The organism is Rhizobiaceae bacterium, assembly GCA_023953845.1.
In the GTDB taxonomy this organism is placed as follows: domain Bacteria; phylum Pseudomonadota; class Alphaproteobacteria; order Rhizobiales; family Rhizobiaceae; genus Arvimicrobium.
On the sequence record JAMLJC010000001.1, the window covers coordinates 871863 to 886084 of the forward strand.

General features: G+C 63.0%; 15 protein-coding genes and 1 pseudogene. 3 read left to right on the forward strand and 13 right to left on the reverse strand.

Features of this window, described 5'->3' with window-relative positions; all coding sequences use genetic code 11:
- Positions 1 to 71: 71 nt before the first annotated feature.
- Positions 72 to 3599: a hypothetical protein gene (locus tag M9955_04280; protein MCO5080860.1), complete on the reverse strand. Its 3528-nt coding sequence runs from the start codon at positions 3597 to 3599 to the stop codon at positions 72 to 74.
- 187 nt (positions 3600 to 3786) lie between these two features.
- Between M9955_04280 and M9955_04285 the strand changes: the two genes are divergently transcribed.
- The 3 genes from M9955_04285 (at position 3787) to M9955_04295 (ending at position 5402) form a co-directional block, all read left to right on the forward strand.
- On the forward strand, positions 3787 to 4110 hold the full coding sequence (locus M9955_04285) for a helix-turn-helix domain-containing protein (protein MCO5080861.1): 324 nt from the start codon (positions 3787 to 3789) through the stop codon (positions 4108 to 4110).
- 513 nt (positions 4111 to 4623) lie between these two features.
- The gene (locus M9955_04290; GenBank protein ID MCO5080862.1) at positions 4624 to 5214 is read left to right on the forward strand and encodes a hypothetical protein; all 591 of its coding nucleotides are present in this window, start codon (positions 4624 to 4626) and stop codon (positions 5212 to 5214) included.
- A 2-nt stretch (positions 5215 to 5216) separates the two neighbouring features.
- A complete protein-coding gene (locus M9955_04295; GenBank protein ID MCO5080863.1) occupies positions 5217 to 5402 on the forward strand; it encodes a hypothetical protein in 186 nt (61 codons plus the stop codon).
- A gap of 61 nt (positions 5403 to 5463) precedes the next feature.
- Here the strand turns inward: M9955_04295 and M9955_04300 are convergent, their stop codons facing one another.
- The 12 genes and pseudogenes from M9955_04300 to M9955_04355 form a co-directional block, all read right to left on the reverse strand.
- Positions 5464 to 5691, reverse strand: a complete 228-nt coding sequence (locus tag M9955_04300) for a hypothetical protein (protein MCO5080864.1) — start codon at positions 5689 to 5691, stop codon at positions 5464 to 5466.
- A gap of 81 nt (positions 5692 to 5772) precedes the next feature.
- Complete coding sequence (locus M9955_04305) at positions 5773 to 6105, reverse strand: hypothetical protein (GenBank protein ID MCO5080865.1); 333 nt, start codon at positions 6103 to 6105, stop codon at positions 5773 to 5775.
- 20 nt (positions 6106 to 6125) lie between these two features.
- Positions 6126 to 6311: a hypothetical protein gene (locus tag M9955_04310; protein MCO5080866.1), complete on the reverse strand. Its 186-nt coding sequence runs from the start codon at positions 6309 to 6311 to the stop codon at positions 6126 to 6128.
- A gap of 39 nt (positions 6312 to 6350) precedes the next feature.
- Positions 6351 to 6560, reverse strand: coding sequence for a hypothetical protein (locus M9955_04315; GenBank protein MCO5080867.1), 210 nt, complete (start codon positions 6558 to 6560; stop codon positions 6351 to 6353).
- Positions 6561 to 6570: 10 nt separating this feature from the next.
- A complete protein-coding gene (locus M9955_04320) occupies positions 6571 to 6819 on the reverse strand; it encodes a hypothetical protein (GenBank protein MCO5080868.1) in 249 nt (82 codons plus the stop codon).
- A 49-nt stretch (positions 6820 to 6868) separates the two neighbouring features.
- A complete protein-coding gene (locus M9955_04325) occupies positions 6869 to 7522 on the reverse strand; it encodes a peptidoglycan-binding protein (GenBank protein ID MCO5080869.1) in 654 nt (217 codons plus the stop codon).
- Positions 7523 to 7554: 32 nt separating this feature from the next.
- The gene (locus tag M9955_04330) at positions 7555 to 8223 is read right to left on the reverse strand and encodes a hypothetical protein (GenBank protein ID MCO5080870.1); all 669 of its coding nucleotides are present in this window, start codon (positions 8221 to 8223) and stop codon (positions 7555 to 7557) included.
- Entirely contained in the window at positions 8220 to 9281 is a 1062-nt protein-coding gene (locus tag M9955_04335) for a glycosyltransferase (protein MCO5080871.1), read from the reverse strand. Before M9955_04335 ends, M9955_04330 begins: the two co-directional genes overlap by 4 nt.
- Positions 9282 to 9625: 344 nt before the next feature.
- Positions 9626 to 10291 (reverse strand): annotated as a pseudogene (locus tag M9955_04340) (hypothetical protein).
- Positions 10292 to 10470: 179 nt separating this feature from the next.
- The gene (locus M9955_04345; GenBank protein ID MCO5080872.1) at positions 10471 to 11304 is read right to left on the reverse strand and encodes a hypothetical protein; all 834 of its coding nucleotides are present in this window, start codon (positions 11302 to 11304) and stop codon (positions 10471 to 10473) included.
- A gap of 3 nt (positions 11305 to 11307) precedes the next feature.
- On the reverse strand, positions 11308 to 12666 hold the full coding sequence (locus M9955_04350; GenBank protein MCO5080873.1) for a hypothetical protein: 1359 nt from the start codon (positions 12664 to 12666) through the stop codon (positions 11308 to 11310).
- A 3-nt stretch (positions 12667 to 12669) separates the two neighbouring features.
- Positions 12670 to 14220 (reverse strand): hypothetical protein, encoded by a 1551-nt coding sequence (locus M9955_04355; GenBank protein MCO5080874.1) that lies wholly within the window; start codon positions 14218 to 14220, stop codon positions 12670 to 12672.
- Between the last annotated feature and the right edge of the window lie 2 nt (positions 14221 to 14222).

The following is a 14222-nucleotide window of genomic DNA, read 5'->3' on the forward strand; positions in this document are numbered from 1 at the left end:
ATGTTCCAACACGGTTCCGGATAATAAAAAGCGGGGGCCCGAAGGCCCCCGCCACTCTAAGGTAGGACGAATTACGCCAAGATAATATCGGCCGGAGAGAACTCGGTTCCACCGATCGTATTGATCGTACCAAGGAACGTAAGCTCGTTCGCGCTGATGACGTTGTCGACAGTCACCGTCTGGAAGAGCCACACACCCACAACGTTCGCGTTGTTTGCTGCAACAACAGTAAACAATGCGTCACTACCTACCGCCTCGTTGGTAAGCGCAAACTCCGTTTCGAGTTCGGTCGCTGCGTTAGCGGCATTGGCAATGTTCGCGACAGTGTACGTACCATTGCTCTCAACGTTTGCCACATGCCCATACTCGGCCGTGTTAAGATTGAACGTCGTGTTGCTGCCTGTAGCAGGGTTAAAGACGTTCGTCAGCACACCGTTGCCGTTGTCATCAACCAACGCCCGCAGCGGACCGCCAACACCAAGAGTATCGAACGTGACGTTGAAGTTGTTGACGGTGCTAACGCCAATGGTAGCGTTGAAGACCACCAAGTCAGAACCGCCGCCGCCTGCGGAACCCAGCGTAACAGTGTTGTTGCCGCCAAGGCTGTCGAGGAAGACGTTCAAGTTAAACTCAGGCCCGACCGTGCTCGCGTCCAGGTTCAACTGAGCCGCAGCGATAGAGCCAACCGTGCCGTCATTCGCGCGAACGGTAAAGGTTTCCGGCGCCAGCACAGTAGCCAACTGCGAGCTGTCCATCTTGTCGAGCGCAGCGTTGGTTAGCTGCAGGTCGAGCGTCTGCGCGATGGCCAGATCGTTGTTGAAGTGCAGGAAGCCAACGTTGGAGATACCCGCGAGGTCCCCTTCCGTCACCACTGCACCATTCCGAACCTCGACGATATCAACGTTCTGGTTGAGAGCGGCCGTGTTCTGATCGCCGCCATCAACGATCGACTTGCCGTTGATATTGGCGTCCGCGAAGATGAACCGATCGGCAGCGCCGTTGCCGTTCTCTTCGCCGTCGTAGCTGAACGAGTTCGCCGCGGTCAACGTGCGAGCGTCGATCACAACGGCCGAGTTCGTGTTGCTGGTGCCGTTGTTCAGCGGATCGTTATCGTTGATGATCGCGATGTTGGTACCGCCATCCGTCTGGTCGACCAGCTCGTTGGTAAGCGTCAGGAAATACGAACCAGCATCGTTGTCAACGAGACGGATCGCATCAACGCCCGAGAGACCTTCCCACTCCGACGCACCGAGATTGATGACGCCGGCGAAGGAGCCGTCAATCGCGAGCGTATCGAAACCGGTGCCGGCGTCCCACACGTCGGCAATGGTCCAGCCAGCGCGCGAGTCGTTGAGCAGGTCAGCCACGATGGTATCGTCACCGCTACCGGTGGCGATGTTCTGGCTGCCGCCGCCGACACGGGCGATGAAGTCGCCAAGATAGTCGCTGGCATCGATGGTCGCGAACATCAGACGGGCTACGTTGGCGAGATCGCCGTCGCCGTCGCGGATGTTGTCGCCGTCAGTCGCAGCGCCCGAAGCATTCAGACCATAGATGCCGCGGGTGTTGCCGCCACCGACAGAACCGGAGTCGAGGTTGAAGAAGTCGCCCGCGCGACCGCCATCGACTATCAGCGTGCCCGTGTGAGCCGCAGCCGCGGTCAACTGGACATTGTTCGACTCGGTGTCGTTATCATGGAAGGTGACGTTCTCGACGCCAGCCGCGTTGAGCTGGAAGTTGAAGCGCGGATCGGCATTGACGCCGTCGACAATCGTCACGCCCACCGTATCATTGGCGGTGTTGGTCGCCAGATTGGCGGTGATGATGACGTCGTTGATGCCGTTGTCGCCGGTGGTGCTGTGGGCGACGGTGATCGCCTGCGCGACCGTAGCCGACAGATTATTGAGAACGAAGTTCGTCACCGGGCCATTGCCGATCACGGTCTCGTTGCGCAGGTAGATGTCTTCCAGATCCGGGAAGAGCGCGGTGTCGACGGTGACGGTGCCGTTGCTTGGGCCTTCATCTTCGACGCGCAGATGCTGGATGTCGTTGAACGCACCGGCGGTGACGGACGAGAAGACGACGACCGTGTTGCTGCCAGCGCCGCCCTCGACGACCGTACCTGCATTAGCGCCACCAGCCAGACGGAAGGTGTCATCACCAGAACCGCCGGTTGCTTCGAACGCCACCGGAACGCCGGACGTACCGTCCAGAATGGCGGTAACCTCGGAGCCGAGTACGACATCCAGATCGCCCGTGAGAGCCGAAGCGTCGAACTTGGTGAGCGAGCCGGCCACGTTGAACAGACCGCCACCCGTATTGTAGGCTTCGACCACACCGTTGTTCAGGATCTCAAACTCGTAGCCGATGGTCAGATCCTGATCGCCGGTCACGGTGATGTCTTCCGCATCCTCGGCATAGTATTCGTCCAGCGCGTTCGCCGCACCGACGCTCGCGATGTTGTGGTGCTCGATGCCCACGCCGGGCGCATAGGCCTGAACGATAATGTCGTACAGGTCGACATTGTTCAGGGTCAGGTTGACCGTGTCGCTCGCTCCGGCAGCCGCCGCATTCGTGAACAAGAAGTGGACGTGGCTGTCCTCGTCACGCGAGTTGTTCACGGACAGGTTGAGACCCGCCGGGCCGTTCGTGCTCTGAATGTTGTAAGCCTCGAACAACCCGTCATCGACGCCGCTGACGTTCATTTCCTGAAGGCCGTTGGTGTCCTGCAGATCGAGATAGCCGTCGCCATCAAGACGGGAATTGACGTTGATCTCCTGGATGTTGTTCAGGGTCGGGTTGATGTCGTTGTCGCCGGTTTCGGTGTCGTTGACATAGGTGAAGTTGAGCACGTTGTACGCGCCCGTGCCGGTCAGCACGTCGTCGTCGTTCAGCGTGTTCATCTGGTCGGTGCCGCCCGGGTTGAACGCGCGCGGAGCCTCGAAGATCGAGCCCGATGCTGTGTCGGGGTTGACCGTCAGCGTGACCTGGCCGAATACGCCGTCGTCGGCGTCGAAGTTCGTGCCGTCCGCGGTCTCGATCGGGGTGAAGGTGTCGCCCGTGGCCGGCAGAACGGCGCTGCCGTCCAGAATGGCCGCGTAGAGATCGTTCACCGAGTCGCCGATGCCGGCGAGATCGGACTTGACGAAGACGTTGACCATCGAGGCCAGTGCGACGATGGCGGCGCCATCCGGGCCGGCGACGCCGCGCTCGGCGGCAACCTGCGCGTAAAACGCAAGCGCGTCAGGGCGGGTCAGATAGGCGAGGCCCTCGGCCGACTGAGCCGATGCCGGCACCAGCTCGTTGTAGAAAGCCGCGACCTTGTCGCTGAGGCTCGAAGCGCCGGCCGTGATCGCCGCGAACGCCGCAGCAGCCGTCGGGTTGCCCTGCACCAGCGCGTTGATGACGTTGATGAAGATGTTCTCGTCGTTGAAGACGATGTTCGGGTTGTTAGAACCGAAGTTCGTCGCATTCAGATTGTTGATCAGGACGGTGAAACCTTCCTGATTCGGTACGCCCCCAAGCCCTAGCTCGTAGGCAGCCGCAATCGCTTTCGCGGCGGCTTCGTTGGCCTGAATCAGTGCTGCCAACTGTTCCATTCGCTTCTCTCCTCGAAATACTCGGATAGCCGGACATGGCCATCCCCGTCCGGTGAACGCGATGTAACCTGTGATTGTGGCTAGTGTCAATCGCCCTTTACAAAAAGTTGCATCGTGATACTGTTGCCACAACAGGGGAGATCAACCGGATCGTACGCGATCCCATCCTTCGCAGGATAATAAAGCCATGACTGCAGCGGTCAGCAAGAGCAGCAATCACATGGAAATTCAACAGCTTAGGAAGGAAGGCGGGCAGTGGCTCAAGGAACTGCGCGAGCAGGCAGGCCACACGCAGCGCTCCTTCGCCATAGCTGTCGGCGTCGACTATTATACGTTCATATCTCAAATAGAGACAGGTCGTGGCAGCGTTCCGAAAGAACGCTATGCCATATGGGCTGAAAAGCTCGGCATGAATCCGAAAGACTTCCTGCGTCAATACATGAAGTTCTTTGATCCTATTTCATATGAAATCCTGTTTTCCGAGCATACACACTTAAAAGTTGTTGAATAGGAAAACGGTGCCCGGAGCGCAATTCGGCTTGGGCTTCGAAGATACTGCATCTTATGGTTGCATGACACTCCGCGCAAAAGCGCTGTTGCGGCATTTGTCGTCCGGCCCGTGAGCCGGGCACCGCGCATCGGCATGCCCCGCGCGGGTCGTGCCGGGATTTTCCACTGCCGCATCGATGATTCGCCTGGCACCGCCGCGCAACCGCGGCGGGCGGGACGTTTCCCTGCAAACCGGCATCCGGCGCGGCGGCAATCATGCGAATGACAGCGCCGAAGGCCGCATGGTTAATGCCCCCTTTTTGCCAAGTCATTGTTTTTATTAAGGATCGTTACCGCTCTCACGAGCAAGCAGCGCGTCATCTTTCTCACTGACACCGGATTTGCGCCGCCTGCGCTCGTCCGGAGCCCAGCCGGGGCAAATCCGCCCGTTGGGGAGTCAGCAATGGACATTCATGAAATCTGGATTCGGCTCCTGACCGCTGGCCTCCGGGAGCTGACGGAAGGAGATTCCGAAATGGCATATAAGACCAGCAAGTACATCCCCTATGGCAGCGACGGCGGCCACGGCATGCAGATGTTCGAGGCGAAAAACGTCTTCGACTACATGGCCGGCAAGGGTCAGATCATCGATTCGGTCATGCTCTTCGCGCATACCAACGTCGAGACGCTGGCGACGCCGCTGCCCGGCATTCTGAGCGGCTATCAGTATCAGTTCGACGCCAGCATCGACGACGATTTCAACGGCGTTCCCGACTGGTTCATCGACATCCGGATTTTCGACAAGGATGGCAGCCTCAAGGGCGCGAAGATGGAGATCGATGGCAACGCCGGCAACGCAAAGCACATGCAATGGCTGACCTTCAATCTGAACACCAGCGCGTTCGAGGGCAAGGTCAACGGCCACTTCGTCTCGATCGAGGTGGAGAAGACCGGCGTCAACGAATGGTCGGCGCGGCTGGATCAGGATACCATGCACGAGGTCGTCGGCGCGAGCTGGAAGGGCGAGGGCAAGTTCGGCGTCGAAGTCTATAACGACGGGATTTCGAGCTACAACGAGTTCCAGATCATCAATCCGCCCGACGATCCGATCGGGTTGGTGGCGTAGCCATGGCCATCCTGAAGCGATGCCATTGCGGCGCTGCAGCGGAGATTGAGAACGCTTTCGGGGCGTTCCGCGTCAGGTGCACGAAGGGCTGCACCGATGTCTACCCCACAGCCGAAGAGGCGGCGCGGACGTGGAACGGCGAGCGGCGTATCGACCACGGCAACAGAGACGGGCTGGAGTCGAAGTAGCTGGCCGCCGGACAAAGAAAAGCCCGCCCCATTGCTGGAGCGGGCTTCATAGAATGACGAATTACGACTTCGCCGGCCCGGTGCTTCCCCATGCCCATGGCAGCATCTTCCCGTCGTAAAGCTGCCGACCGGTCTCCACGACCTGGCTGTTGAGGGCGGCTATCGCCTTATAGTGCGGGACGTCCGTCCGAAGATAATCCAGATGCTTGTTGAGAAGTTTGCTGATCGTACTGATGTCCTGAATGAAGTCGTCGCTGTTCACGGTCTTGATTGTTCTGCGTCGAGCCATGCTGGCCTCCTTGACCTGTTCGGGATGCCGCTACCGATAGGAATGATGTCCCAAATCAGGCCCGAAGTCGAGAGGTCGAGATCACTCCGGTCCATCCTCCCGCGGCTTGAACCGCCGCACGATGATCTCGAACACGACATCGCTGATCCACATGGCACATGTGCCGATCAGGAAGGCAGACGCTAGGAGCACCGGCTGGTCTTCCGCCGGCAGAGGCCAGCCGGTTGCCTTTATATAATGTATCGCCGGCACGGTCAGGTAGGCCGCCGCGAGCGCGCCGCAGATCGGCGAGGCGAACATCTCCCGTATCTTGAACCGCTTTCGCGACAGCGCCCGCATGATGCCGCCGAAGCCCCCGGCGACGAAGACGGTCGAATCGATGCCGATCGACTGGAGGAATTCATGGAGCGTCATGCCTCGCCCTTTCTGCACTGCTAGATGAAGAAGACGATCGCCGCGCCGATCGCGACGACGGCGAGCGCGTAGGCCACGAAGATGAGACGCCAGTCGTCGGTCACGGCTTCGCCTCGCCGCAGAACGTCGCGCGTGCCGAGTTCACGGCGCGCACTTCCAGTTGCGTCTGTTCGGTGTCCCGGCCGGACCAGGTCACCGGCCGCCACGCGCGGGCGCAGAGGTCGGCGATGTTGAAATCGTTCGCCTCAGTCGCGGCGGTTCGGGTCGTGAGGATCGACTGGCACCCTGCCAGCAAGCACGTCATCGCGAGCAGCAGCAGCGGCGTCGACGCGCGCCTTGTGAGCGCGCCCAAGTTCGGCAAGCACTTCATCTTCGGCGGCCTTTCTGATGCGGCCGTCCCGCACCGCCTGCACGATGATCGGCAGGATGGTCAGGACGGCCTTGAGAACGAGCATCCACATGGGATCACTGGACGGGCGGCTGCTGCTTGGTGAGACCGCCGAAGCCGTCGCGCACGACGTTGACGATCATCTTCAGCACGCCGAGCCCCGTGATGGCGAGGGCCGCCCAGGTCGGATCGAGGAACGCGATCTTCGAGCATTCGAGATCGCCGTTCGGCAGGGTCGTGCAGCCCATGGCGGTCAGCACGGCCGTCGCGCCAGCGATCAGGATCATCAGGATGTTTGCGATGTTGTGAAACAGATTGGAGTTCATGGCACGGTTCCTGTGGAGGGAGGATGCCCGGCGACCGGCCGGGCGCGGTTCAGGTGGCGAGCGCCGCCCACGTCTGCGCGCCGACCCTGCCGTCCACGACGAGCTTTGCCTTGCGCTGGAAGGCCTTCACCGCGGCCTCGGTGCGGTCGCCGAAATGCGCGTCCACGACGAGCTGCGCGCCGGCCGCGTTGAGCAGCTTCTGAAGCCGCTCGACGTCCGCGCCCTTGTTGCCCTTCACCAGCAGCGGATTGACGGACTTGCTGACCGGCTTCGCAGCCTTGGCCGGCGCGACGCTGAAGGCCGACAGATCCCACGGCGTCGTGTCGTCGCCGGCCTTGCCCGCCACGACGGACAGATGGACATGGTGATTGTGCGGGTTCTTGCCGGTGTACGGCTGCCATGCCCATGGCTTCGGCCCGGCCGGGCCGGAGGCGATCTGCCCGAACGAGATCACATATTTGATGCGCGGGTCGCGCGAGGCGATCAGCGCCTTCGCCAGCCTGCTGCTGTCGATGCCATGACCGACGTCGTGCGTCAGGTCCAGCGCTCGCACGACGCCGCTGCCGTCCGGATTGTGGTCGGACGTGCGCGCCGAGTGCGCCGCGTCGCCGATCGTGCCGTCGCTCGCTTTCGAGCGGTTCGGAGACAACGCGTTGATCTGCGCGCGCAACGTCTCAAGGCTGCGTGCAAGCCGCCATGCCATGGTCTTTTCCTTTCGGGTTGTGGAGTGCCGGTTCAGGCCGGCGCGATGCCGATCGTCATGCGACCCTGCGTGCTGCTGGAACCGAGCGTTGCGGTCGTGGCGCCAGTTGCGCCGGCTATAAGCTTGTAACCGGCAGCAATGGCGAAGCCGCCGTCGTCATCGTCCGTCGTATTATCGTCGAGGATTTCGGCGAAGTCGGCCAGATTGGCGTTAGCCCAAGAGCTGACCGTCGTCGCGACCGAGAACGCCACCACGGCGAGCACGAGGCATCCGTCCACCGTCGTCGTAGCAGTCGGACAGGAGACGGAGGTGGAAGAGCCAGAATTGCTGCCGGTGTTGACGTTGATCGTGGTGTTGGCGTTCCGGATCGCGATGATAACCGCGATGGTGTGCGAGCCGAACAGACCGACCGTGACCGCGCTCTCGGAACCGGAATGGACCTTCGAATAGACGCCGAGTCGTGTCGAGGTCGCGAACGTGCCGTTACCCTGAGGGCTGTTCGAGAGTTCGGAATAGCCGGACGGCGCTGTCTGCCCACCGTTTTCCGTGCCGACGATGCAGAGCAGTAGATCGCCGGCCTGCGCCCCGGCTGGCGGGCTGACACTGACCGAGCTTCCTGAGCCTTTTGCGACCGTACCGATGGCAGCGATGAAGGGGCCAGATTTCGGCTTCCAGAATGGCAGGGCGGTGAGCAACATCATGCTGCCTCCTGATACCAGCCCTTGCCGTACAGCGTGGCGAGGCGGTTGAAATAGCGCTCGTACTGCTCGCCGACCGTCGCCATGGAGAAGCGGCGGTGCGCATCGTCGCGAATGCGCTCGTGGTTGAGCGCCGGAGCGCAGTCGAGAGCACTGCAGAACTCCGCGAAGGACCTGCAGCGGAAGCCGTGGACGCCGTGCTCCACCGTCTCGGTGAACGCGCCCCAGTCCGTGCAGATGACTGGCGCGCCGCAGGCCATGGCCTCGATCGTCACTGTGCCGAACGGCTCGACATAGATCGTCGGGGCGAACAGGCATCGAGCGCCAGCCATCAGCGTCGCACGCGTCGCCGCGTCAACCTCGCCGACGAAACGGCCATAGCCCTTGCCGTTCTCGCCGCCCGGCCCGGCGAGGATCAGGTCGACGCCCTTTGCCTGGCACACCTCCTGCGCGATCCGGTATCCCTTGCGATCCGTGATCCGGCCGACATAGAGCGCATAGTCGCCCCGTTCCCTCGGCAGATTGTAGAGCCCGTCCTCGATCTGGTTCGGAATGACCGCGTCGAACCACTGCCCGTCGGCCGCGCCGGGATTACCGGCCTGTGCACCATAGATCATATGCATCCACGCATAGCTCTCGAAGACGCGGTACTTGGCGAAAGTGCCAGCATAGCCAATGCCGAATTCGACGGAGACATGGTTCGGGAAGGCATCCGCGATTGGCTTGTGGGACCAGCCGCCGATCAGACAGATGAAGTCGCGCGCGCCGAGCCGTTCCTCCAACGCATCAATCACGCGGGCATTGAAGCCGTTCCAGTAAGGATGCGACCAGTCGGCCTCGGTGTAGTGCCTGTCGCCGACCATCTTGCGGCGCTTGTTCTCGGAGATGCAGGGGATCAGCTCGACGCAGGGCGCGTCGGTCCTTTCGCCGGCATAGAGCAGCACCTCGTGGCCACGGTCGAACATCATCCGGCAGAAGCGCCTGACCTTCTGCGTGAATGCGCAGGAAGGAAAGTCGGCCGTCACATGGGTATGCGGCAGGGATACGACGTGGAGACGCATGGTTACCCCATTTTCTTGATGATGAGCATCGTGCCGTTCGGCCCGACGGAAGCGTGACAGCGGAACTTGTCGCCATTGGTCGTGGTGAACGGGTCGCCGTCCGTCTCGGTCCAGTTCGAGATGGTAATCGCGCCGGCCGAAGCGCCATTCTCTATGTCGAGGATGATCGCCCCAACGACGGCACCAGGATTGAGCGTATGCGCGCCATTATTGACGTAGTGCTGGATCGGGCGGTCGGCCATGTCCAGCGTCACCGTCCCGGTCGTGATCGTGCCGAGCGACTTCGACGTAACGCTCGCGCCGCCCGTGATCGGCCCCTGATTTTCGACATTATCGCGCAACAGGTTCGGACCGGTTGGCCCTGTCGGTCCCGTCGCACCGGCAGGTCCCGTCGGCCCCGTGGGGCCGGTAGCGCCGACCGCTCCGCCAACTCCCGATGGCCCTGTCGCACCCGCAGGGCCGATGTCGCCCTGCGGGCCGGTCGGACCAGTCGGACCTGTCGGCCCGGCAGGACCGGTTGCGCCAATTGCACCAACGTCGCCTTCTGGACCCGTTGGGCCGGTAGGTCCAGTCGCGCCAGCGGGACCCGTGCCGCCCGTAGGTCCGGCCGGCCCCGTGGGGCCGGCAACGCCTGCGATACCCCCGGCATCCGTCCATGACGAACCGTTCCACACATAGAGATGATTGTCGGCCTCGACGAGATAGGTTGCGCCGACCCCCTCGCCCGGAGGCGAAGGCAGCGCGCCCGTGGTAGCAACGACGGCGTCGATCTGGAGGCCTTCCCCCTGTGGACCCGTGGGGCCGGTAGGGCCGGTCGGACCTGCGGGACCCGTGACGCCGGTAGCGCCGGGAGCGCCTGTGCCGCCCGGCGAGCCGGTAGGACCAGTCGGTCCCGTGGGACCGGCGGGGCCGGTCGCGCCGGCAGATCCGGTTGCCCCGGTCGGTCCCGTGACGCCCGGAGCGCCCGTTCCGCCGGTCGGCCCAGTCGGTCCGGTCGGTCCCGTCGGACCCGGCAAGCCGCCCGTCTGGCCGAACCAACTCGCCACCGTTACCCAGTCCTCGTTCATCAACGGCACGTTGACGAGGTTGCCGTAATTGGCGAGGCCGTACGGATTGCCGCCGGAAACCGGGTTCGAATTGTAGAGTAGCAGGCGGTCGAGCGCTTCCTGGACTTCGGCGGGGATCGACATCAGATGACTTCCTCAAGTTCGAATGCCGTCGAGCCGTACCCGAAGACGACTTGAGACAGCGGGTCCATAGTGTTTGCGGTGGAGAGGAAAGAGCGCTTCTGGATATTCAGTCCGTCGCCCGGATCGGCGATGACGAAGACCTCGCCGTCATAACCGGCGATGCGCTGGAACTCGTAGCCCTTGTCGAAAAGTTCGACCTCGGGGATGTAGTCGAAGCCGAAGCGGAAGACGCGGGGATTGGTCCGCCGCCAGAAATGCTTGTTGCCGGCGAGCGCCGTCGATTTGAAGCTCGCATCCTTGAATGACAGGCCGTTGTTGCTGAAGCCGTAGTTGATGGATGGCTGCCAGAACCGGCTCATGAACAGCCGGCCGAAGCGCAGGAAATTGGCCGGATTTGCCTGATCGTCGATCTCGATCTGCCAGTACATCGACGTCACCGGGACGTCGAAGACGTGGATCAGCCACATGCCGCGCTCGGCATCCTCCCACGACGGAATGCCGGTCCAGTAGTTCGGGTCTTCCCACGTCAGCGTGTTCCATTCGGCGCGCGTCGCACCGAGCACCCAGCCCGTGTCCGTCGTCTCCGAATTGATCCGGTAACTGTAGCCGGTGGAGATGTTGGCCGGTCCAAGGCAAATGGCCTTCAGCGTGGCCGGGCCGGCGAGCTGCACGTTGATGATCGTGTTCGACGGCTGGAGGTCCACCGACTGCGCAACGCGTCTCAGCGCCCGTTTCTGGAGGTTTGACAGCGGGTTTGTGGGCAGCCAGCCGCCGCCGGAGAGCACACCGGCATCGGCATGGTTGCCGTAGAGCAGGATGATGTTGTCGGACATGCCTCAACCGCAGAGATAGATGCAGGCGACGCGCTTCCATTCGGAAGCGGACGAAAACGTCACGGGCTCGCGCACGCGGGCGACGATGCTGGAGAGCGCGGCGAGCGTTAGGGGCGTATCCGGATCGAGGCGCATCCCCTTGCCCGGCATGCCCGACACGCAGATGAAATCGCCCGGCTCCAGATTGCCGGCCTCGCCGCAGACATTGATCTGCCCCTCCCCAAGGGCGTTGATGACCGCGTAGTCATGGCTGGCGGCCAGATGCTTCAGCGGCGGCGGCAGGTTCAGATCCTCGACGGACCAGTCGCGGACGCGCCGGGAGACGACGCCGATCGCATTCAGCTGTCCCGCCCGGCGCGAGCGTTCGACCTCCGTCACGGTGTTGTCGATATCGATGCGCGCCAGCACGCGCCGGTCGACGAGGATGTCGCCGATCTCGGTGTCGTCGTCCTTCAAGATCAGGCCGGGGTGAGCGCCGGTGAACGGGCCGATGCCGCCCCGGTTCATGAAGAGGCAATATCCCCCGCCTGCCTGGCTGACGCCGAGAACGCCCGCGCCGCCCTGATTGGCGGATGGACCGATGTCGAACCAGACGCCGTGCGCGTCGGAGCCGACGCCGTCATGCGTGATCCGGAACGCGCCCTTGTTGCCGTTGCCGCGCGACCAGAGCTGGCCCATGGTGACGAGCGCTGGCCCGGTTCCGGTGTTCTGGAAGGCGACGGCTGCATTCACCGATTCGATGATCACGCTGAGAAGCGTCGTCGTCCAGCCGGGGACGAGCGTGAACTCGCCGAGCGATGCGACCGTCTGGCCCGCCGCGTTCCGGACGCGGATGAAGTTGTCCAGCGCGGTCATTTCGATGCGCCGGCCAGTGTTTGCCGTGCGGATCGTATTGCCCGTGATCGTGCTGCTCTCGACAGTGACCGCCTGCAAAAGCCCGGCGATGATCGTGCCGAGATTTGCCGAAAGGGCCGAAAGCGCGGCGAAGTTGGTGCCTGTCTGCTCCGGGCCGACGGAATTGGCGGGCGGCACCTGATTGCTTGTCGTCGCCGCTATGCCGGCCGTGGGCGAGACGGGCCAGTAATCGCCGAGATTGTCCGACACATCGCGGGCGCGATACCACGACCAGCGCGTCACATTGCGGCCAAGGCCGGTCTGGACGAACTGTCCGCCCGGGGTGATCTCGCCGACCTTGCTGGCGGCGGCGCGGTTGTTCGACGCGGCCGACCAGACCTCGATTCCGATCAGCGCCAGATAGGTGAGGCAGCCGCCGCCGGCAAAATCGGTCGTCGCCTTGTGGACGATCTGCTGCACGCCGCCGACCGCCGTCGCCGACGTCACCAGAATGTTGGTATCGGCCATGGATCAGCCCCAGGCCACCACGTTGACGCTCTCGTCGGCGAGGTTGAGCGTGCGGCCGATCACGACCATCGCCTTGCCATCGCCATAGCCGAGGCGGCCGTTCTCGATGCGGATCGTCGCCGTCGAGCCGATCGCCGGGGCCTCGTCCACCGGCACGTTGAAGACCGGCACGTCGCGCTCGGCGCTGTAGAGCGCGAAACGCCGCGTCGCTTCGGCCTGCGCGTGCGCCGCGACGTTCAGCAGGGTCTCGATGGCGAGTTCCGGCGCCAGCGCATGGCGCGCCTTCACGGCCGCGTCCTCGACCTTGATCTCGCGGGTTTCCTTGGCGAGGAAGGTCCGGAAGTCGGCATCGACGCAGCCGGCGACGCCGGAATCGTCCATCGTCTGGTAAATCCGGCGCCAGGTCAGCGTGAGACGCCAGCACGGCAGGCCCTTGTCGGTGTCCGGGTTGCGGCTGAAGCCGAGCACCCCGCCGTCCTGCTCGATCTCGTATTCCGTCAGTTCGTCCGTTGGTATGCCGGGAGCCTCCATGCGGTAGACGGTGAACTGGTTGAGCTGGTTCGGGATCACGGCCGCGCCGACCGACGACAGAATGGCGCTGATCGCCGACAGGCCGGTGCGGTCGTCGCTGATCCAGATGCCGCAATCGTAGGGCGCTGCCGCGTCGAGCGCGTTGAAGGCGCTGGTCACGACGTCGCCGTTCGCGATCCCCATGCGCGACATGATCGCGCGCGCCACTGCGCCGGGGCAGATATTGGCATAGTCGGCCGGGGCCGTGACGTCTGCCGTGACCACGAATTCCGGCTCTCCGCCGAGACGGAAAAGCCCGAGCGCCATGCAGGTCGCATATTTGCCCGGCCGAAGGCTCGCGGCCTGCAAGGTCGGAAGGTCTGGATAGTTCGACGCGAAGGTGAGCGGCACGCCGCCGTCATAGACCTGAATGGCGCTGATCAGCCCGTCATGCACCTGATAGATCAGGTCGAACGGGTTCACGCAGGGAGCCGGGACATTGTAGCAGCGGCCGAACAGCAGCGGCTTCGGCGTGTCCTTCAGGTCTTCGTTGCCTTCCGCCGTCGGCCCGCCGGAAAGCGTCGTGCCGGCATAACGCACCGTCTGCACGGGCCGGTCGAGATCGAGGCGGCGATCGTAGATGCGCAGCGCCAGATACGTCCATGCCTGCGAACTGTCGACGCCTTCGACGGTGCCGACGAGAACGACAGTGGCGGACGAATACGGCGCCCGATCATTGACAAGGCGAAGCAGGCGGAAGGCCCTGCCGTCAAAGGAATGGTCGAGCAGCTGGTCGAGCCCGCCGTCGGCGTTCGAAAGGCGGATGTCGCCATAGGAGATCGACGCTTCCCCCATGGTCCGGCCCGACGAGAACAGCGCCTGCTCGAACTTGCCGGGATCGCTGATGCGATCCTCGTAATAGGCGTTCGAAGGCGTGTCCGTCGGCAGCGTGTTGTAGCCGCCGGTCGAATAGCGCAGCGTGACGGGATTGTTGCTCCCGTCGAGCGCGCTGATCTCCAGCAGGTAGGTCGGAGCGTCAGCCATGC

What these genes read in the sequence shown, in the direction of transcription:
- M9955_04305 (MCO5080865.1), bottom strand. Translation starts at nt 6,105, where the DNA reads ATGACGCTCCATGAATTCCTCCAGTCGATCGGCATCGATTCGACCGTC.
- M9955_04290 (MCO5080862.1), top strand. Translation starts at nt 4,624, where the DNA reads ATGGCATATAAGACCAGCAAGTACATCCCCTATGGCAGCGACGGCGGC.
- M9955_04330 (MCO5080870.1), bottom strand. Translation starts at nt 8,223, where the DNA reads ATGATGTTGCTCACCGCCCTGCCATTCTGGAAGCCGAAATCTGGCCCC.
- M9955_04320 (MCO5080868.1), bottom strand. Translation starts at nt 6,819, where the DNA reads ATGAACTCCAATCTGTTTCACAACATCGCAAACATCCTGATGATCCTG.
- M9955_04355 (MCO5080874.1), bottom strand. Translation starts at nt 14,220, where the DNA reads ATGGCTGACGCTCCGACCTACCTGCTGGAGATCAGCGCGCTCGACGGG.
- M9955_04345 (MCO5080872.1), bottom strand. Translation starts at nt 11,304, where the DNA reads ATGTCCGACAACATCATCCTGCTCTACGGCAACCATGCCGATGCCGGT.
- M9955_04350 (MCO5080873.1), bottom strand. Translation starts at nt 12,666, where the DNA reads ATGGCCGATACCAACATTCTGGTGACGTCGGCGACGGCGGTCGGCGGC.
- M9955_04335 (MCO5080871.1), bottom strand. Translation starts at nt 9,281, where the DNA reads ATGCGTCTCCACGTCGTATCCCTGCCGCATACCCATGTGACGGCCGAC.
- M9955_04325 (MCO5080869.1), bottom strand. Translation starts at nt 7,522, where the DNA reads ATGGCATGGCGGCTTGCACGCAGCCTTGAGACGTTGCGCGCGCAGATC.
- M9955_04300 (MCO5080864.1), bottom strand. Translation starts at nt 5,691, where the DNA reads ATGGCTCGACGCAGAACAATCAAGACCGTGAACAGCGACGACTTCATT.
- M9955_04280 (MCO5080860.1), bottom strand. Translation starts at nt 3,599, where the DNA reads ATGGAACAGTTGGCAGCACTGATTCAGGCCAACGAAGCCGCCGCGAAA.
- M9955_04295 (MCO5080863.1), top strand. Translation starts at nt 5,217, where the DNA reads ATGGCCATCCTGAAGCGATGCCATTGCGGCGCTGCAGCGGAGATTGAG.
- M9955_04285 (MCO5080861.1), top strand. Translation starts at nt 3,787, where the DNA reads ATGACTGCAGCGGTCAGCAAGAGCAGCAATCACATGGAAATTCAACAG.
- M9955_04315 (MCO5080867.1), bottom strand. Translation starts at nt 6,560, where the DNA reads ATGCTCGTTCTCAAGGCCGTCCTGACCATCCTGCCGATCATCGTGCAG.